The 19,094-nt window shown below is 68.1% G+C and carries 12 protein-coding genes; 8 read left to right on the top strand and 4 right to left on the bottom strand.

Annotated features, from left to right (window positions below):
• Nucleotides 1-192 precede the first annotated feature (192 nt).
• The gene (locus N1F91_RS29790) at nt 193-387 is read left to right on the top strand and encodes a hypothetical protein (protein WP_289997487.1); all 195 of its coding nucleotides are present in this window, start codon (nt 193-195) and stop codon (nt 385-387) included.
• Nucleotides 388-705: 318 nt separating this feature from the next.
• Here the strand turns inward: N1F91_RS29790 and carB are convergent, their stop codons facing one another.
• Nucleotides 706-4,200, bottom strand: a complete 3,495-nt coding sequence (gene carB / locus N1F91_RS29785) for a carbamoyl-phosphate synthase large subunit (RefSeq protein ID WP_289997486.1) — start codon at nt 4,198-4,200, stop codon at nt 706-708.
• Between the two features lie 302 nt (nt 4,201-4,502).
• Between carB and N1F91_RS29780 the strand changes: the two genes are divergently transcribed.
• Nucleotides 4,503-5,411: an SEC-C metal-binding domain-containing protein gene (locus tag N1F91_RS29780; protein ID WP_289997485.1), complete on the top strand. Its 909-nt coding sequence runs from the start codon at nt 4,503-4,505 to the stop codon at nt 5,409-5,411.
• Nucleotides 5,412-5,807: 396 nt separating this feature from the next.
• Here the strand turns inward: N1F91_RS29780 and N1F91_RS29775 are convergent, their stop codons facing one another.
• Both N1F91_RS29775 and N1F91_RS29770 read right to left on the bottom strand, forming a co-directional pair.
• Nucleotides 5,808-7,862: an SH3 domain-containing protein gene (locus tag N1F91_RS29775; RefSeq protein ID WP_289997484.1), complete on the bottom strand. Its 2,055-nt coding sequence runs from the start codon at nt 7,860-7,862 to the stop codon at nt 5,808-5,810.
• 109 nt (nt 7,863-7,971) lie between these two features.
• Nucleotides 7,972-11,142: a caspase family protein gene (locus N1F91_RS29770; RefSeq protein ID WP_289997483.1), complete on the bottom strand. Its 3,171-nt coding sequence runs from the start codon at nt 11,140-11,142 to the stop codon at nt 7,972-7,974.
• A 130-nt stretch (nt 11,143-11,272) separates the two neighbouring features.
• On the opposite strand from N1F91_RS29770, the gene N1F91_RS29765 reads away from it, so the two are divergent.
• The 3 genes from N1F91_RS29765 (at nt 11,273) to N1F91_RS29755 (ending at nt 14,413) form a co-directional block, all read left to right on the top strand.
• The gene (locus N1F91_RS29765) at nt 11,273-11,458 is read left to right on the top strand and encodes a hypothetical protein (protein WP_289997482.1); all 186 of its coding nucleotides are present in this window, start codon (nt 11,273-11,275) and stop codon (nt 11,456-11,458) included.
• Nucleotides 11,459-11,752: 294 nt separating this feature from the next.
• Nucleotides 11,753-12,667: a neutral zinc metallopeptidase gene (locus N1F91_RS29760; RefSeq protein ID WP_289997481.1), complete on the top strand. Its 915-nt coding sequence runs from the start codon at nt 11,753-11,755 to the stop codon at nt 12,665-12,667.
• A 171-nt stretch (nt 12,668-12,838) separates the two neighbouring features.
• Nucleotides 12,839-14,413 carry a pilus assembly protein gene (locus N1F91_RS29755; RefSeq protein ID WP_289997480.1) on the top strand — a complete coding sequence of 525 codons (1,575 nt, stop codon included), beginning with the start codon at nt 12,839-12,841 and terminating at the stop codon, nt 14,411-14,413.
• Between the two features lie 58 nt (nt 14,414-14,471).
• On the opposite strand, the gene carA is transcribed toward N1F91_RS29755, so the two are convergent.
• A complete protein-coding gene (gene carA, locus N1F91_RS29750; protein ID WP_289997478.1) occupies nt 14,472-15,674 on the bottom strand; it encodes a glutamine-hydrolyzing carbamoyl-phosphate synthase small subunit in 1,203 nt (400 codons plus the stop codon).
• A 298-nt stretch (nt 15,675-15,972) separates the two neighbouring features.
• Here carA and N1F91_RS29745 point away from each other — a divergent pair, with 298 nt between their 5' ends.
• The 3 genes from N1F91_RS29745 to N1F91_RS29735 form a co-directional block, all read left to right on the top strand.
• On the top strand, nt 15,973-16,422 hold the full coding sequence (locus N1F91_RS29745) for a GatB/YqeY domain-containing protein (RefSeq protein WP_289997477.1): 450 nt from the start codon (nt 15,973-15,975) through the stop codon (nt 16,420-16,422).
• Between the two features lie 635 nt (nt 16,423-17,057).
• A complete protein-coding gene (locus N1F91_RS29740) occupies nt 17,058-18,311 on the top strand; it encodes a D-amino acid dehydrogenase (protein WP_289997475.1) in 1,254 nt (417 codons plus the stop codon).
• The coding region (locus N1F91_RS29735) for an alanine racemase (protein WP_289997474.1) at nt 18,308-19,094 on the top strand (787 nt) is incomplete at its 3' end. The genes N1F91_RS29740 and N1F91_RS29735, both read left to right, overlap by 4 nt.

Below are 19,094 nucleotides of genomic sequence, written 5' to 3'. Positions count from 1 at the left end.
GTGTGGCTCGCGCGATGTTGTCGGCAGGATTGGCCTAAGCAACCGAATCCTACGCCAAATCAACCGCTTATGCTACATCCGCCAGCCTTGCGAAAACGCCGTCATGAATAAGACGGGCTAGACTACGTCGTCGAATCCGCGCCATGGGAATGGCCGCATCTCGAGGACGATCTCGAAACCGGCAGCGGCCCGATGGACGCCATGTTGCTCGGACAGCGCCTGCGCCTGCTTGCCGCCTTGCTCGGGGCACTGCTGCCGCCGGAAGACTGTTGTTTCGACGACTGGAACGCCGGTCGTGACGGTGCGCGGCCAGGCGGCACGTCTTTCGCGCGGCAGGCCGGCGCGGTGCGCTTCGGCTCGCCGCGGGGGTTTTGCGACACGTCGTAGGGCGTGACCGACGGGACGAACTTCATCATCCGATCCGGTGAACCGGGCGTGAAAACTCACGCCACGGGGCCGCTCCGTCGCGCCCCCCTCTGGGCTGCCGCCCATCTCCCCCACGAGGGGGGAGATTACTCGCGCCGCCGGCTTCGCCAATCGCCGACGTTGGAAGGGTGAGCGCTGACGCGACAACTGCCGATCTCCCCACCTGTGGGGGAGATGCCGGCAGGCAGAGGGGGGCGCGAAGGAACGCGACGTTTCGCTTGCGTCCTCAAACCTCGTCCGCAGTCGTCCCGACTGCCCACTCCCTACCGCCGACCGCGCTTACGAAAAATAACTCTGCAGCGGCCGCACTTCCAGACTTCCCGCCTTCAGCGCCGCGATGGCCTCGGCCACCGCCGCGGCGCCCGCCATCGTCGTGTAGTACGGCACCTTCTGCATCAGGGTCGCGCGGCGGAGCGATTTGGAGTCCGACACCGCCTTCTGGCCGTCGGTCGTGTTGAACACGATCTGGACCTGGCGGTTGCGGATCGCGTCCTCGATGTGCGGGCGGCCTTCGAGCACCTTGTTGACCTTCTCGGCCTCGACGCCGTTTTCGCGCAGGAACCGCGCGGTACCACCCGTGGCGAGCACCTTGAAGCCGATGCCGGCCAGACGCTTGACCGAGGGCAGCACGGCCGCCTTGTCCTCGTCGCGCACCGAGACGAACAGCGTGCCCGAGCGCGGCAGGTCGACGCCGGCGCCGAGCTGCGCCTTGGCGAAGGCCAGCGCATAGTCGGTGTCGAGCCCCATCACCTCGCCGGTCGACTTCATCTCCGGGCCGAGCAGCGTGTCGACGCCGGGGAAGCGGGCGAAGGGGAAGACGGCTTCCTTGACCGCGATGTGGCCGAGCGCGCGCGGGTCGGGCTTGGCGCCGTAATGGGCGAAGGCCTCGTCCAGGCTCTCGCCGGCCATGATGCGCGCGGCGATCTTGGCGATGGGACGCCCGATGGTCTTGGCCACGAAGGGCACCGTGCGCGAGGCGCGCGGATTGACCTCGAGCACGTAGATGTCGCCGTCCTTGACCGCGAACTGCACGTTCATCAGCCCGCCGACATGCAGCGCGCGGGCCAGCGCTGCCGTCTGCCGCTCCAGTTCGTCGACGAGGGAGGGCGACAGCGAGTGCACCGGCAGCGAGCAGGCACTGTCGCCCGAATGGATGCCGGCCTCCTCGATATGCTCCATGATGCCGGAGACATAGGTGTTCTGGCCGTCGCACAGGCAGTCGACGTCGACCTCGATGGCGCCCGACAGGTAGGTGTCGAACAAAAGCGGGTTCTTGCCGAGCAGAGTGTTGATTTGGCCGGTCTTGTCGTTCGGGTATTTCTGCTTGATGTCCTCGGGCACCAGCCCCGGCACCGTGTCCAGCAGGTAGGACTGCAGCATGCCTTCGTTGTGGATGATCTGCATGGCCCGGCCACCCAGCACGTAGGACGGCCGCACCACCAGCGGGAAGCCGAGTTCGCCCGCCACCACGCGGGCCTGCTCCACCGACCAGGCGATGCCGTTCTTCGGCTGCATCAGCCCGAGCCTGGTCAGAAGCTTCTGGAAGCGGTCGCGGTCCTCGGCCAGGTCGATCATGTCGGGCGAGGTGCCGAGGATCGGGATGCCGGCCTTCTCCAGCGCGTCGGCGAGCTTCAGCGGCGTCTGGCCGCCGAACTGCACGATGACGCCGACGAGCGTGCCCGCCGCCTGCTCGGCGCGCAGGATCTCCAGCACGTCCTCGGCCGTGAGCGGCTCGAAATAGAGCCGGTCGGAGGTGTCGTAGTCGGTCGACACGGTCTCGGGGTTGCAGTTGACCATGATCGATTCGTAGCCGGCGTCGGCCAGCGCGAAGGCGGCGTGGCAGCAGCAATAGTCGAATTCGATGCCCTGGCCGATGCGGTTCGGTCCGCCGCCGAGGATGACGACCTTCTTCCGGTCCGAGACCTGCGCCTCGTCGGCCGGCGCGCCGGCAAACGGGCTCTCGTAGGTCGAGTACATGTAGGCCGTCGGCGAGGCGAACTCGGCCGCGCATGTGTCGATGCGCTTGTAGACCGGGTGCACGCCGAGCCGCCGGCGCAGTGCCGCGACGTCGTCGGCGTCCTTCCTGACCAGCGAGGCAAGGCGGGCGTCGGAGAAGCCCATCGACTTCAGCATCCTCAGGTTGGCCGCGTCCTGGGGCAGCCCGTGCTCGCGCACGCGGGCCTCCATGGCGATGATGGCGCCGATCTGCTCCAGGAACCACGGGTCGATGGCGCACATGGCGTGCACCTCTTCCAGCGAGGTGCCCATGCGGATCGCCTGCGCCACCATGCGCAGCCGGTCGGGCGTCGGCGTGCCGAGCGCGGCGCGGATGGCATTCCTGTCGTCGCCGCTGTCGCCGCCCGCACTGATGCCGGGGATCTCGATCTCGTCGAGGCCGGTCAGCCCCGTCTCAAGCCCGCGCAACGCCTTCTGCAGCGATTCGGCGAAGGTGCGGCCGATCGCCATGACCTCGCCGACCGACTTCATGGCGGTCGTCAGCACCGGATCGGCGCCGGGGAACTTTTCGAAGGCGAAGCGCGGGATCTTGGTGACGACGTAGTCGATCGAAGGCTCGAAGGCGGCGGGCGTCGCGCCGCCGGTGATGTCGTTTTCCAGCTCGTCCAGCGTATAACCGACGGCGAGCCGCGCCGCGACCTTGGCGATCGGGAAGCCGGTGGCCTTGGAGGCGAGCGCGCTACTGCGCGACACGCGCGGGTTCATCTCGATGACGACGAGGCGGCCGTCGGCCGGGTTGACCGCGAACTGCACGTTCGAGCCGCCGGTCTCCACGCCGATCTCGCGCAGCACCGCGATCGAGGCGTTGCGCATCACCTGGTATTCCTTGTCGGTCAAGGTCAGCGCCGGCGCCACCGTGATCGAATCGCCGGTGTGGACGCCCATCGGATCGATGTTCTCGATCGAGCAGACAATGATGCAATTGTCCGCCTTGTCGCGGACGACCTCCATCTCGTACTCCTTCCAGCCGAGCACGCTCTCCTCGATCAGCACTTCCGTCGTCGGCGAGGCGTCGAGGCCCGAGCGGACGATGTCGAAGAACTCCGCCTGGTTGTAGGCGATGCCGCCGCCGGTGCCGCCCATGGTGAAGGAGGGGCGGATGATGGCGGGCAGGCCGACGACGTCGAGCGCCTGGGCGGCGATGCCCATGGCATGGCTCATGTAGCGCTGCTTGCGGTCGCCTTCGCCGAGGTTCCAGCGGGTCTCAAGATCGTCGAGCGCGGCGTCGAGATCGTCGGGGTCGGAGGCTTTCAACTCGGCCCGCTCGGCCTCGTGGCGCTTGCGGTCCTCGTCCTTCACGGCGCTGGCGTTGGCGAGCCAGGAGCGCGGCGTCTCCAGCCCGATGCGTGCCATCGCCTCGCGAAACAGCGAGCGGTCCTCTGCCATGTCGATGGCTTCGGCGTTCGCCCCGATCATCTCGACGCCGTAGCGCTCGAGCACGCCCATGCGGCGCAGCGACAGCGCCGTGTTGAGCGCGGTCTGCCCGCCCATGGTGGGAAGCAGCGCGTCCGGCCGCTCGCGCGCGATGATCTTGGCCACCACCTCCGGCGTGATCGGCTCGATATAGGTCGCGTCCGCCAGCTCCGGATCGGTCATGATCGTCGCCGGGTTGGAGTTGACCAGGATCACCCGGTACCCCTCCGCCTTCAGCGCCTTGCAGGCCTGGGTGCCGGAATAGTCGAACTCGCAGGCCTGGCCGATGACGATGGGTCCCGCGCCGATGATCAGGATGGAGGAGATATCGGTGCGTCTGGGCATGGTCGTCAGGGCTTTCTTTTTGCGCGCGCCGGCGCGCCGCGGCAGGCTGCTTGCGCAAAGCGCCGGAACGGGAACGGCCCGGCCGGTGCGCAAGGGAGAAGGGTATCTGGCTAGGCGCGCCTTATAGGGGAGGAAACGGGGTGAGGGAACCCCTGAAAACGGCCATCGCTTTCCCGGCCGCACGCGATGGGAAATGCGCACGACGCCAGAGAGAACCGCGTCGAAAATGCCGTGGATGACGCCTCGCGGGAGGTTGGCCGGCGTGGCGAAACGGTCCAGGCTGGCACGCTAGGAGCAATGTCATGACGTTCGACGACATCATCAGGGACTTCGCGGAGTCCGACACGGTTCCCGAGAAGGCCATCAACGCGGCACTCGCCGAGCCGGAAGGCTTCGTCGATGCGGCGATCGCGTTGATGGATCGCGTCTCGGTTGCCGACGCGTCCAGCCACGAGCACGACGCGCTCTGCGTGCTGGCCCACGTGCTCGCCGAGATCGGCGACCGGCGCGCATTCCTGCCCCTCTTGCGCCTGGTGGCGCATCGCCCTGGCGAAGATCCGTTCGGCGACGCCCTCACGTTGACCATTCCCGTCGTCCTGATCTCGCTGATGGGCGAGAATGCGACGGCGCTCGAAGGGCCGATGCTCGACACCGAGGTCGACCAATTCGCGCGGCATGCCTGTTTTCGGGCCTGGACGCATGCGGTGGTGACGGGTGCGATCGACCGCGCGCACGCCCAGGCGTTCCTTGCCGCCTATCTCGAGCAAACCCGGCTCCCGCGCCATGATTTCGGTCTTTCCTCCTGGGCGGATGCCGCGACGACGCTGCGGTTCGGCGATCTGAAGGACGTCGCGCGGCGTCATCTGCCGGTGCGTGTCCCCGGCAAGCCGGCATGGTTACAGCCGGACCCCACGTTCCAGGATTTCGAGGCGATGCTCGCCAAGGCCGAAGAGAACCCGGATGCAGCCGAAGGAGAGGCGACCCTCAAACCGTTCGCGTCGACCATCGCCGAGCTGTCGACCTGGCACGGCTATTCGGAGGAGTTCCGCCAGCGACGCGCCGATATCGAGCGGCGGAAGATTCAGGACTTGATGGAGGGCGGGCGACGGGAGGCGCAGACGGTCCAGGAGAACCCCTACCGCCATGTCGGCCGCAACGATCCTTGCCCGTGCGGCAGCGGCAAGAAGTACAAGAAGTGCTGCCTCGGATGACGGCCCGGGCCATGTCGCAGGCCGCGATGTCGTTTGACGGAGCGGGGTCGCGATCCGGGTGAGCGGTCCCTTCTCCGAACCGCCCGCAATCGGCTGACCGGAAGGCCGGTCGCGCAGCCTACGCGGCACCCTGGCTGCCAATACCGAACCGCGTCAGGCCGGACTTCCGAGGGCATCTGACGAGGGGCTCGCGCGCACGCGTGACCGCGCATCTTCCATCGGCGCTCCCGCCTCGGCCGCGGCGGCGCTAAGCGGCGTCTGCGCCGATGGGTCGGGCCGGCGCCCTCGTCATTCCGCTGATCTCCCGATGATCGTCCCGCCAAGCCATGCAACCGCACACTGCGGCAGGCAAGGGTCGCAGCGACGCTACGACGCGGGGGCGGAAGGGTCGGCGTGCTACTCGGAGAAGGGCAGGGCGTCGAGGATCTCGAAGCGCTCGCCGGAGCCGATGCGGATGAGGTTCAGTTCGGCCTCGCGGGTGAAGCGGAATTCGCCCCGCGTGTTGGTGCCGTCCGGCTGCCCGCCGCGGAAGCGGATCAGGCGCTCGCCGCCGTCGGGCCAAAGAATGGTGATGTCGGCGTCGTCCGCGGCGAGGCGCAGGATCCTGACCGCGCAGCGGGCCATCGGCTGGCCGACATAGCGGGCGCAGGGGATCTCGGCCGTCTCGCCCTCGGCAGGCGGAGGGGCGGGCTGCGTCGGCTCCACCGGCTGCGCCTGCGCCACCGTCTCGACGGGGCGGGGCTCGGAAAGTGGTTCGGGCGCGACCGGAGCCGGCACGGCTGCCGGCGGTGGCGCGACCGTCATCGGTGGCCGTGCGGTCTCCGCGGCGGCTTGCGCGACGCCCGCGGCTTCGGCTGCCCGCTCGGTAGCGGCGGCGACGGGCGAGGCATCGCCTTCCGTGGGAGCGGTTCCGCTGGCGGTCCCGACTGCGGCGGGCAGGTCCGGAATTGCGACCGCTCCGGTCCCGTCTTCGGGACGGGCAGATGCGGGCCCGGCGTCGCCTTCGGAAGGAACGGCGCCGGCCGCGGCGGCGGCTATGGGCGATTCGGCCGGACCGGCGATGGTTGCGGCCGGGCCTACTGCGCGGGCAGATGCGGGCTCGGGGTCGCCTTCGGACGGAACGGCAACGGCCGCAGTGGTGGCTTCAGGCGATTCGGCCTGAGCGGCGGCGTCGGGCGATCGTTCCGGGGCGGGCTCGGCTGCGGTTCCCGCGGGCGGGCGGCTCCAGGAGGGCAGGAGTGCGGCGAGCTGTTCACGCAGGGTCCGCGGCGCCTCGCCGGTCTCGTCCGGACCTGTGGCGGGTTCGGAAGAGCCAGTTGCTGCGGCGCCCGGCGTCGTGCTGGCGTCTTCGGGTTCCGGGACGGCCGGGGACGCGGGCGCGAGATCGTCTGGGACGTCCGACGGCAGCGCCAGAGCGACGGCAGGCTCCTGCTCGGCAACGGTTACCGTCTTCGGCGCAGCCGGCGGCTCCACGGCGGGCGACGTTTCCTGCGCCGCCGATGGAGACGAGCCCGGGGCGAGCGCCGGGAGCGGGGCCTGCGGCGTGGCAGCTTCGGCCGCCTCCGACTCGATGGCCGCCGGCGCGTCCTGCCGGGCCGGCGCGGCGTCTGCAGCCTGCATCGCGGCCGTGTCCGGCGACGGCAGGGCCGCGACCGTCGCCCCTGGCGCGGCGCCGGGCTCCGGCTCGTCGGCGCGGGGCGGGCGGGGCGAGGGCACCGGAACGGCGAGCGCCGCCTCGGCGGGAGCCTGCGTGCCTTCCGCGCCGGGCGCGGTTTCGGCGTCGAAGGCGCTGTAGACTTCGGACGAGCCGGGATCGGCGCGCGTCGCGAAGGCCAGCGCGAGTTCCGCCGCGGAGCCGTCGATCTTCTCGGCCTCGCGCGCGGCATCGAACGACGACGGTCCGTCCGGGGCCGGCGCCAGCAGCGCCGTCTGGAGATCGGGTTCTCCGCCGGTCGTCGCCGGCGCCGCATCGGCCAGCGGATCCTCGGGCATCGGCAGCGGATCGGGGAGGATGCCGACCGTGATCTTCGACGGGTCGATCACCGACGGACCAGGCAGCGCGGCAGGGGCTTCCGCCTCGGCCTCGTCGTCGCGGGGCGACAGCAGGTAGCGCGCGGGCGCCCAGCCGACGAGCCCGTCGAGTTCCGGCACCTCGATGCGGCACCACTCCGCGTTGCGGGAGGTGGAGCATTCCAGACGCGTCACGATGGTCCCGTTCGGGATGCGGGCGAGCACCAGTCCGATCGGGGACGCGGTCGCCCGGACGTTCAGGAGGTCGTTGGCCGACAGTCCATACACGATGGAAACGATCGTCTCGATGACGTCGCTGCTTGTCGGCGGGGCGGCCGGGGCGCCGGCCTCCTGTGCCTGCGCCGCGATCAGGCCGAGGGCGAGCAGCGCGCCGGGGGCGAAGAGCGTTCTGGTCAGGGACTGGCGTAGCGGGATGATCATGAGCCGTTCTTGAGGTCGAGCCGTTTCCTTAGGCGACAGCGGCGATCGAGAACAGGCCGAAAACGCCGCAGCCGGCCCGGCGACCGCCACACGGCCGTTCCCGGGCCGCTCATCGGGCGAGTTCCCGAACCAGGCGGTCGGCGCGGGCCACGCTGGCCTCGGCGATCGGCACGGCCCCATGCTGGGCAGAGCCGGAAAGAAGCACCAGCGCGTTGCGGCAACGGTCGAGCGCGGCCTGCGCGAGCGTCTGGTGGCCGGTCTGGCGCGCGCGTTCCGTGTCGGCCTCGCACGCCGTGTTCTCCACATAGCCTTCGAAGTCGGGCCAGAAGGCGATGCCGGCACGCGCCTCATCGACGAGTTCCCCGGCGCGGCGAAGCCGGTCGGCATCGTGCGTCTGCCGGACCGCAAGCACGAGCACGTAGGCGAGGCCGTTCGACGCGAACGCCATTCCGGCCGCGTGTCCTGCCTCCTCGTAGAGGGCCAGCAGCCGCGCCTGCGCATCGATCGCGGCTTCGATTTCCGTCCTGCCGTCCGCCTGCACCGCGAGGGCAGCGGCGGAGCCGGCATAGTCTCCGAAGACTTCCAGGAAGGGACCCGGATTAGCGGCGGCGGCGCCCCATGCCTCCCATGCCCGCACGACATCGGCGAGCAGGCCGGTGCCTTCGCGCAGCAGGGCATGGTCGTGTGCGGCCTCGCCCGCGGCGGCGATCGACCGCCCGAGTTCCAGCCGGATGCGTTGCCATTGCGGGTGGTCGGCCGGTATCTTCGACTGCAGGGTGCGGAATGCGGCGACGGACTCTCCGAGCGCCGCCGCATCGCGCGTCCTGCGCGCCATAATGGCCCCGGCCCGGGCCTGCTCGAACGCGACCTGCAGCGCCAGCTCCGGGTTTCCGGCGACATGCGGATCGGTGCCGAGGGCGGCGAGGATGGTCCGCGCTTCGTCGAGAGCGGCGTCGTCCGCGGCCCGGCGGCCGATGGCGATCAGCGTGAGCGCCAGATGCCAGTCCGCGTCGCGCGCGGCGGCGGCATAGCCGGACTGCCGGAAGACGTCCCTTGCGGCGCGCTGCATGTCCTGCGCCGCGGGCAGGGCGGAGGCATCGCCGAACCGCTCTGCCCATTCGAGCGCGATCCGCGCGCGCAGGCTGCCGATCTCGGCGCCGATCAGCGGAAACCGGCCGGCGTCGAAGATGCCCTCGGCCAGCGCGGCGATCTCGCCTGCAGCGGAAAGCGCATCCGTCGTGTTCTGGCGCTGTGCGGCGTCGAAGGCGATGGCGACCGAGCGGACGACGTAGCGGGCGGCGAGAACGTCGGTCTCCGCCCGGTCCAGCGTCGCGATCATGGCGGCCAGGTGGCCGACGAGTTCGGCCATGAGCGCCGGCTCGGGGTTCGCGCTCCACATGTAGTAGAGCGCCTGGGCCATGCGAAAGCGGGCCTCGGCCTCGACCGCGGCGTCGCCGCCCCGGCCTGCCAGTGCGGTCGCGCGTTCGAAGGCCGCCTTGGACACGGCGAGATCATCGACGCGGTTCGCCCGCAGGGCAGCCTGCCCCCTGGCGCGGCCGAGGTCGAGGACGATCCGTGCCCTGAGCGACGCGTCGAGATCGGCACTGTCGGCTTCTGCCTGATCCAGAAGGGCGCCTGCCTCGGCCAGCGGGCCGGCGTCGCCATCGCGCTCGGCCTTCAGCATCAGGATCAGGCCGAGCTTGTGGCGTAGCGACGCCTGTCCGCCCGACGAACGAAGACCGCCGCCTGCCAGTGCGGCACGGGCGAGTTCCTCGGCCTTGCGCAGCGAGGCTGCCGTGCCGACGATCTCGGCATGCACCAGCCACGCGCCGATCTCCTCGCCGAGCAGGCGCTCGGCGCGGGCGGGATCGATCTCTCCGGCGATCAGCCGCGCTTCGCCGAAATCACGTGCGGCGTCGTCGAAGCGAAACAGCAGCTTCCTGGTTTCGGCGCTGCGCGAAAAGACCTCGGCATCCTCTAGGATGCGCGCGCGCAGGGTGCGCAGCTGGTCCTGTCTCGCGTCTCGCAGCGCTGCAACCCGCGCCTTTGCCTCGTCGCGAAAGTCGCTGGCGGCATTGAGCGCGCCTTCCAGCTCGGCGGCATCGGCAAGCGCCGAGAGGCGCCGGATCTCCGGGTCGGGATTGTCCAGCGCCCGACGCTCGCGGCTCAGTGTCGCGAAGCGCTCGATCTCCGTCTTCAGGCGCGCCTCGATGCGGTCGGGATCATCGGCCGGATCGACGCCCGCCGCCTGCAGCATGGCGTAGACGACGCTCATCGGCACGTTCCCGGACTGCGCCAGGTTTTCGGCCCGCGCGCGCTGCGGATCGGGCAGCGCGGCGATGGTGACCAGAAGCCGGCGGCGTTCGCCCAGCACCGCCGCCTCCGCCGCCTCGCGCTCCGGCGGTGGGGCGCCGAGATAGAGCAGGCGGCGCAGACTTTCGTTGACCCAGGGACGCTGGCGTCCGCCGGTCTTGAGATAGACCTCCTCGGCGACCATGCGCATGACGGTGCCGAATTCCTCGCCGCCCATGGCGTCGATGTGGCGCAGCAGGGCTGCGGCATAGGGGCTGTGCCCGCCTTCGGCACCATCGAGGGCGGGCCGGCCGGGTTCGGCGGCGAAGCCGATCACCATTCCGAGACTGTCCGCCGGAGCGTCGCTTCGGCCGATGGCGCGCGCGCCCCGCGTTTCCGACAGTCCGCCGGCCGAAACCGGTTGCGCCTGCGAATCAGGCGCCATGCGCAGGACGGCGCCCGGCGGGAACGGATTGTCGCGGCAGGCATCGAGCAGCAGGATCGTCACCGCGACCGAGCGGCGCAGCCGTTCCAGCACGTCGGACAGGGGCACCAGACGTTCTCCGGCGGCGTCGAGCGAGGCGAGATCGGCGTCGGTGGGAACGAGGAAGTTCTCGCCGCCGGCTTCGATGCCATGGCCGGCATAGTAGAGCACGGCGACGTCGGCGCCCTCCGCGTCCTCGGCGAAACGTTCGAGGTCTCGGCGCATGGAGCGGGCGTCGCGGTCCGTGCGGCGGATCGAATCAAAGCCGAGATCCGACAGCAAGGCTTCGACGGCATCGGCGTCGCGTGTCGGATTGGCGAGCGCGGGCAGGGTCGCGTAGTCCGCATTGCCGATGACGAGGGCGACGCCGCGCATCGCCTCCGGTTCCGCCGCAGCCCGGAGCGGAAACGCCAGGAGAGCCAGCACCGACAGCAGCAGCCTTACGGCGGCGCTGATGTCGTATGGCATGAGCGGCCACAACGGGCCGTGCCGTCTCGGCGTCATGTCGTAGCTCCTTCGGCCCAGCCGAACTTCACAAAGGATTCCGGCAAGATCAAGAGCGCTCGGGCCGGAACCGAGTTGCCGCGACGCACGTTTCCGTGGCCGGCGCCTGTACGCCGAAGGAGGAGCGACGATGGAAACCGACAAGACGTCCACGCCGGCCGGCCGCGAAGCCGCACAAGACCTGCACGAAAGCACCAGGCGCGAGGAGCGGCGGGTGGAGGAACGCAAGGGCGACCACCTGAAGAAGGGCGAGGAGCGCGTGGAGGAACGTTCGCGCAGCTCCGATGGCCGAAGCGTCGAGGAAAAGCAGCGCTAGCCGGTTTCGGCATGGCATCGGCGGCGACGGCCTCATATCCGTCGCCGCCGTCGTGCCCCGGCCCGTGAGGCGACCCGAATCCCCCCGGATTGTGCCTCGACCGCGGCCCGTTCCCCGCCACGACCGAACCGATAAATGCTTCGCCGGCTTCACGCCTTGCGCTGGATCAAGGCTGGCAGGGTGGCCGAGATTCCCTGTGACACCCGGCAACGGGCGGGATATCTGTAGGGCGACTGGCCTGCCGGCCGCCGGACTGTCGCAGCGATGGCGGCTTGACCAAGGGAGAGAGTGACGATGCGCTGGAAGGGCAGGCGGCAGAGCTCCAACGTGGAGGATCGGCGCAACGATGGCGGCGGTCTCGGCCGGAGCGGTGGAGGCTTCGGTCGCGGTGGCGGGATGCGGATCCCGGTCGGGCGATCGGTCGGCGGCGGCGGCATCTCGGGTATCATCATCCTGGTGATCGTCTTCTTTGCGCTGCGGGCATGCGGCATCGATCCGCTCGAGATTCTCTCCCAGATGGACGACGGAGGCGGTGCTGCCGGCGGGACGCGGGTGACCACCAGCCAGGGCTCCGACGAGATGGCGCAGTTCGCGGGCGTGGTGCTGGCGGAGACGGAAGACGTCTGGCACGGCATTTTCCAGGCTGGCGGCGCGACCTACCAGGAGCCGGCCATGGTGCTGTTTTCGGGTCAGGTGCGCTCGGCCTGCGGTTTTGCGTCGGCCGCCAGCGGCCCGTTCTACTGCCCGGGCGATTCAAAGCTCTATCTCGACCTCGATTTCTTCGGTGAGCTCGAGCGCCGGTTCGCCGCATCCGGCGACTTCGCGCAGGCCTATGTGATCGCCCACGAAGTCGGCCACCACGTCCAGAACATCATCGGCGTGCTGCCGGAGTTCAACCGGCAGCGCCAGACGATGTCCGAGGTGGAGGCAAACCGCATGTCGGTGCGTGTCGAACTCCAGGCGGACTGCTTCGCAGGCATCTGGGCGCATTTTACCGAGCAGAAGGGCCTGCTGGAGAGCGGCGACATCGATGAGGCACTGAACGCGGCCAACCAGATCGGCGACGACACGCTGCAGAAAAACTCCCAGGGCTACGTGGTCCCCGACAGCTTCAACCACGGGACGTCGGCCCAGCGTCGCGAATGGTTCGGGCGCGGCCTCGAGGCGGGGCGGGTCGACGCCTGCGACACGTTCAACGCCGACCTCTGACCGAACGCCGATCGGTGCTGCGGCAGCTTCTCGACGCAGCAAGCTGCGTGGGTTTGCAGAAGACGCAACCCATGGATATTTGTTCAGTCTTCATTAAGCCTGTGGTTTAGGCTCGACTTAATCGCGTTGAGCTAAGTCTTTTGCTGCGACGATACGAGCAAAGGGCTTGGCATGATCCGGAATCTGCTGGCGCAGCTTTCACGCGATGAACGCGGCAACTTCGCGATCATAGCAGCGGTCGCGATGGTTCCGCTGGTGCTCGCCGCAGGCGTCGCCATCGACTTCTCCTCGATCAGCAACCGTCATTCGGAATTGCAGAACGCGCTGGATTCGGCTGCGCTCGCGGTGGCGCGCGAAGGCGACACCATCAGCGACGACGAGGCGCTCGACATCGCCAGGTCCTTCGTGGCGGCGAACTTCCTCATCGAGCATGGCGGCCTGAAGGTGATCCGGACCGGTACGCGCGTGACCGTCGAGGCGACGGCGCGGCAGGAGCTGCATTTCGCGGGCGTGCTCGGCTACGAGGACTGGCGGGTCTCTGCCTCGTCCTCCGCCGACATCGCCTTCAACCGCTACGAGATCGCGCTGGTCCTGGACACGACCGGCTCCATGGCGGGCGGCAAGCTGTCCGCGATGAAGGACGCAGTCCTCGGACTCGTCGACACGATGGCGTCGCAAATCAAGGACACGGAGAAGCTGAAGTTTGCCGTCGTGCCTTTCGCCAACTTCGTCAACGTGGGGAACCAGCATGGCCCGACGTTCAAGAAGAACGGCAAGGTCAAGAAGAAGACCGGCGCCGACTGGCTCGACCTCCAGGGCAAGGCCGACTTCCCGCAGACCGAACTTCCGACGGGACTGAGCCGGTTCGAGCTGTTCCAGCATCTCGGCCAGACCTGGAAGGGCTGCGTCGAGACGCGCGACCCTGCCGGCAAGGATCTCGACGTTGCCGATGTCACGCCCAATCCCAAGAAACCCGAAACGCTGTTCGTGCCGGCCTTCTCGATCGATGAACCGGAGGGATGGGGATATTCGAACAGCTACATCGTCTCGTCGGCCGACCCCCTGGACAAGTCGCCCGCGGGACAGCTGAAGAAGCTTCAGAAGTACGGCATTCCCGACGCGTCGCTGCTGGACCCGCTGGACCCGTCGTCAAGCTGGCTGCCGGTCGCCGCCAGCTCGTCGAGCGGCAAGGGGCCGAACAAGGACTGCCTCGCGCAGCCGATCCAGCCGCTGACCAACGATTACGATGCGATCAAGAAGATGGTGAAAGGCCTGCAAGCCAACGGCACAACCAACATCATGGAGGGCGTCGCCTGGGGCATGCGCGCGCTCTCGCCGGAGCCGCCATTCACGGAAGGCAGCGCCAAGGCGCCGGGCATCGAGAAGATCATGATCGTGCTGACGGACGGTTCGAACGTCTTCGGCAACAACGGCACCGTGTTCGGTTCGTCCTATTCGAGCAACGGCTATCTGGTCGACGGACGGATCGGCATCACAGCCGGCTCCTCCTGGGACACCAACAAGCTGATGAACGCCAGGACCCTGGCCGCGTGCGAGAACGCGAAGAAGGCTGGGACCGTGGTCTACACGATCCGGCTCGAGGAGCCGGACGTCAAGACGGGCATGATGCTGAAGGAATGCGCCACCAGCCTGAACCACTTCTTCGACGCGCCGTCGCGCGGCCAGCTCGACGACGTGTTCAGGTCGATCCGCGACGACGTGGTTCGGCTTCGCATCTCGTCCTGAAGCCCGGAAGCGCCGACGGGGATGCGATGCCCCCCGTCTGCGCGCCCTGTCGGCCGGATCAGCGTTCGGCCAGCGCCGGCTCGCCCTTGCGCTCGCGGATCAGGTTGATGAAGCGCCGGAAGAGGTAGTGCGAGTCCTGCGGGCCGGGAGACGCCTCGGGATGGTGCTGGACCGAAAAGACCGGCTTGCCGGCGACCGAGATGCCGCAGTTCGAGCCGTCGAACAGCGACACGTGCGTTTCCTCGATCCCCTCCGGCAGCGAATCGCCGTCCACCGCGAAGCCGTGGTTCATCGAGACGATCTCGACCTTGCCGGTGGTGTGGTCCTTGACGGGATGGTTGGCGCCATGGTGGCCCTGGTGCATCTTGACGGTGCGGCCGCCGAGCGCCAGCGCCAGCATCTGGTGGCCGAGACAGATGCCGAACATCGGCACGTCGGCGTCGAGCAGGTCGCGGATCACCGGCACCGCATATTCGCCGGTCGCGGCCGGGTCGCCGGGGCCGTTCGACAGGAACACGCCGTCGGGGTTCATGGCCAGGATGTCCTCGGCCGGCGTCATGGCCGGCACGACGGTGACTTCGGCGCCCAGGCCGGCGATCAGCCGCAGGATGTTGCGCTTCACGCCATAGTCGATCGCGACCACGTGCATGGAGGGCTGGCTCTGTTCGCCGTAGCCCTCACCCCAGGCCCAGGGGGTCTCCTTCCAGGTGGAACTCTGGCCCGAGGTCACCTCGCGGGCGAGGTCGAGGCCGACGAGGCCCGACCATGCGGCAGCCTGCCGCTTGAGCGCCTCGACATCGAAGACGCCGTCCGGCGCATGGGCGATCACCGCATGCGGCGCGCCGAGATCGCGGATGCGGGCCGTCAGCGCGCGCGTGTCGATGCCGCTCATGGCGACGATGCCGCGGCGCTTCAGCCATTCGTCGAGGCCGCCATTCGAGCGGTAGTTGGACGGCTGGGTCACGTCGGCGCGGAAGACGGCCCCGACCGCGCCGGCACGGGCGGCAGGCGTCAGGTCCTCGATGTCCTCGGCATTGGCGCCGACATTGCCGATGTGCGGGAAGGTGAAGGTGACGATCTGCCCGGCATAGGAGGGATCGGTGAGGATTTCCTGATAGCCCGTCAGCGCGGTGTTGAAGCACACTTCCGCGACCGCATGGCCCGTGGCACCGAGCCCGCGGCCTTCGATCACGGTACCGTCCGCGAGCACGAGCAGGGCCGTGGCTTTATCCGCGCCCCAGGGCGCCGTGGTTGCGATCATCAGATGTCTCCGTCAGGTCGAGAGGCGCAGCGGTCTTGAAACTGCCCGGGCAATGGCTCATATGCCCGTGCTGAAGACCGCGAACGGTCGGGTGGGCGACCAGTTCCGCGCGCTCAATATATGTCCATGCAAGGGCCGGACAATAGGAAAAACGCCCGGGGCGGTCAATCCGCGGGGCCGTGTCCGAAGAGAAAAGCTTTCGTCAACGAAAACAGCAGCTTGTTGTCCCAAAATTCGAATTGCGTCCGGAAATCCGCGGCGCTAAGGTCCGCCGGCTGCCAAGGGAGTCTCTATTCCGATGCGCGAGAAATTCGCGGAGACGCTGAAACAGGCGCTCAAAACGAACGACAAGCGACGTATCTCCACGGTTCGCCTGATCCAGACCGCCATCAACGATCGCGACATCGCCAATCGCGGCGCCGGGCGCGACCCGGTGAGCGAGGAGGAGATCGCGCTGATTCTGGTCAAGATGATCAAGCAGCGCCAGGAATCGGCGAGGCTCTACGAAGAGGGCAACCGCCTCGAACTGGCCGAGCAGGAACGCGAGGAAATCGGCATCATCCGCGATTTCCTTCCCCGGCAGCTCGAGGAAGAGGCTGTCAAGCGGGCCTGCGCGGAAGTGATTTCCGAAGTCGGCGCCGACGGCCTGCGCGACATGGGCCGCTGCATGAACGCGCTGCGAGAGAAGTATCCGGGCCGCATGGACTTCGGCAAGGCGAGCGGCATCGTCAAGGGGCTGCTGCAGTAGCGGTCGGAGGCGGGCTGTTGTGGTGTTCGCCCGCCACCTGCACGACCGCGGCGACAAGGTGCTGTCCTGGCTGTTCGCACGGGCGAAGCAGTTCGTCGAGGGCCATTGGCGGGAGGTCGAACGGATCGCGGCAGCCGTGCTGGTGAAGATGGCGTTTTCCGCGGGGGGCGAGGAACTGATTGTGCCGCAGCCGCGGCCGACTGCGGTGACCCGGCCTCGTGAAGGTGTCCGGTACAACCAGTTGAGCCCCGGGCCGACGGCCGGCTCCGGGTGGAAGCGCGACAGGGGCTTTCATCCTCGGACGTGTTGGACCCGAGTTACGCCTTTGCAAAGCCGGCCCGGGCACGCTATCTGTTGATCATCAACGCAGGCACCTCTGAATTGCTGTCGCATCCTGAAGGCCAGATCATCGAAAGTTTCCGCGGGCGGTTCCTGAACCACGCGGGCTGCCTCATCGCGTGCATCTAGCCCTGGCGCGGCCATGAGCCGTCGACCGGGGGCCGGAAATCCAAAACCAGATCGCATTCGGTTCTGATTCCGGGTCCGCCACCGCTGGCCCGGTGGAGATGCACAATGACAATACAGTGTTCGACGCTGCCTGCCGCTGCCTATGACCGCCGTTTGGGGAGACTCACATGAGAGTCCTCATCCTGGGAAGCGGGGTGATCGGGGTCACGTCCGCCTGGTATCTCGCGCAGGCCGGACACGAGGTAACGGTCATCGACCGGCAGCCCGGACCCGCCCTCGAAACCAGCTATGCCAATGCGGGAGAAATCTCGCCGGGATACTCCTCGCCGTGGGCAGGGCCGGGCATGCCGCTGAAGGCGATGAAATGGTTGCTGATGAAGCACGGTCCACTAACGATCCGTCCGCGGCTCGATCCGGCGATGTGGTCGTGGGTGGCGAAGATGCTGCGCAACTGCACGTCGGCACGGTATGCCGCTAACAAGTCGCGGATGGTGCCGATCGCTGAATACAGCCGCGATTGCCTGCGCGATCTGCGGACCTCTACCGGGATCGCCTACGACGAGCGCATGCAGGGCACGCTGCAGCTGTTCCGGAGTCAACATCAGCTGGACGGTATCGGCGGCGACGCGGAGGTCCTCGAGCAGTTCGGCGTACCGTTCGCAGTCCTCGACCGTAACGGTTGCGTCGGTGCGGAACCCGCGCTCGCCCACGTTCCGGAGAAATTCGTCGGTGGGCTGCGGCTTCCTGGCGATGAGACAGGCGATTGCCACACCTTCACTGTGAAGCTGACGGAGCTGTGCGCGCAAAGCGTCGAGTTCCGATATGGCGTCACCGTGCGAGGACTTCTCCGCGACGGAAATCGGGTCCGTGGCGTCCACACCGACGCGGGAGAATTCTCCGCGGACGCGGTCGTCGTCGCGCTCGGAAGCTACTCGCCCTTCCTTCTCCGTCCGGTCGGCATCCACGTGCCCGTCTATCCGGTGAAGGGGTATTCGTTGACGCTCCCTATCGCCGACGAGACCGCGGCTCCTGTCTCGACGGTTATGGACGAGACCTACAAGATCGCGATCACCCGTCTCGGAGATCGCATCCGCGTCGGGGGGACGGCCGAGATTTCCGGCTACGACCTGTCCCTGAGACCGTCTCGGCGCGCTCCGCTCGAGCATTCCGTCACCGACCTCTTCGGCGGCGGAGGGCGGTTGGAAGAAGCCGCCTTCTGGGCCGGGCTGAGGCCGATGACGCCCGACGGCCCGCCGATCATCGGGGGTACCCCGATTCCAGGCCTCTACATCAACACCGGACACGGAACACTCGGCTGGACCATGGCCTGCGGCTCGGGACGTGTGCTCGCCGACATCGTCTCGGGACGGACGCCCGACATCGATGTCACGGACCTCGGCATCGGGCGGTATCGGACATGACGGGGGACGCGAGACAGGTCGAGGCGCTCCTTACCGTCGACCTCGACGCGGTCGTGTCCAACTGGAGACTGCTTGCAGGGATGGCGGGACGCGCCGAGTGCGCGGCAGTCGTCAAGGCGGATGCCTATGGCCTTGGGGCCGCCCAGGTCTCGGCGGCTCTCGAGGCGGCAGGATGCAGGACGTACTTCGTTGCGCACTCCAGGGAGGGGTTTGAACTGCGGCGGACGCTGCGACCGAACTCCCGCGTGTTCGTCCTGAACGGCGCCCCGGCCGGAATGGAACGCCAGCTTGCCGAGGCGGCGCTGACCCCTGTCGTCAACACGGTCGGGGACCTCGCTGTCTGGCGCTCATGCGCTGCGGCGACGGGCAAGCGACTGGCCGTCGCGCTTCAGCTCGATTCGGGCATGGCCCGTCTGGGACTCGCCCCTGAGGATATCGAAATCATCGCGGCTGACGAGAGCCTGCTTCACGGCCTCTCTATCGAACTTGTCATGAGCCATCTTGCCTGCGCCGACGAGGAGGGCCATCCGGCCAACGAAGCGCAGCGGCTCAAGTTCGAACGTCTCCGGGCACGACTGCCGGGCGCGCCTGCTTCCCTTGCGAATTCGTCAGGAACGTTTCTCGGCAAAGGATTTCATTTTGATGTCCTGCGGCCGGGCGCCGGGTTGTGTCTCGTATGTGGTGGAAATTCTCTGGCGACGTCCTCCGAGCGGGATGATTTGCGCTTGATCAAGCGGCGAGGTCAAGGGTCATGGGCTCGATCGCCTTATCGAGGGTTTGCCA

Source organism: Aquibium sp. ELW1220, from assembly GCF_030398385.1.
Classification (GTDB): Bacteria; Pseudomonadota; Alphaproteobacteria; order Rhizobiales; family Rhizobiaceae; genus Aquibium.
This window is presented reverse-complemented; position numbering and strand designations above follow the sequence as displayed.

Bases quoted from the DNA above. Each gene is read 5' to 3' on its own strand.
- N1F91_RS29765 (WP_289997482.1), top strand. From the start codon at position 11,273: ATGGAAACCGACAAGACGTCCACGCCGGCCGGCCGCGAAGCCGCACAA.
- N1F91_RS29745 (WP_289997477.1), top strand. From the start codon at position 15,973: ATGCGCGAGAAATTCGCGGAGACGCTGAAACAGGCGCTCAAAACGAAC.
- N1F91_RS29760 (WP_289997481.1), top strand. From the start codon at position 11,753: ATGCGCTGGAAGGGCAGGCGGCAGAGCTCCAACGTGGAGGATCGGCGC.
- N1F91_RS29770 (WP_289997483.1), bottom strand. From the start codon at position 11,142: ATGACGCCGAGACGGCACGGCCCGTTGTGGCCGCTCATGCCATACGAC.
- N1F91_RS29780 (WP_289997485.1), top strand. From the start codon at position 4,503: ATGACGTTCGACGACATCATCAGGGACTTCGCGGAGTCCGACACGGTT.
- N1F91_RS29775 (WP_289997484.1), bottom strand. From the start codon at position 7,862: ATGATCATCCCGCTACGCCAGTCCCTGACCAGAACGCTCTTCGCCCCC.
- N1F91_RS29790 (WP_289997487.1), top strand. From the start codon at position 193: ATGGACGCCATGTTGCTCGGACAGCGCCTGCGCCTGCTTGCCGCCTTG.
- carA (WP_289997478.1), bottom strand. From the start codon at position 15,674: ATGATCGCAACCACGGCGCCCTGGGGCGCGGATAAAGCCACGGCCCTG.
- N1F91_RS29740 (WP_289997475.1), top strand. From the start codon at position 17,058: ATGAGAGTCCTCATCCTGGGAAGCGGGGTGATCGGGGTCACGTCCGCC.
- N1F91_RS29755 (WP_289997480.1), top strand. From the start codon at position 12,839: ATGATCCGGAATCTGCTGGCGCAGCTTTCACGCGATGAACGCGGCAAC.
- carB (WP_289997486.1), bottom strand. From the start codon at position 4,200: ATGCCCAGACGCACCGATATCTCCTCCATCCTGATCATCGGCGCGGGA.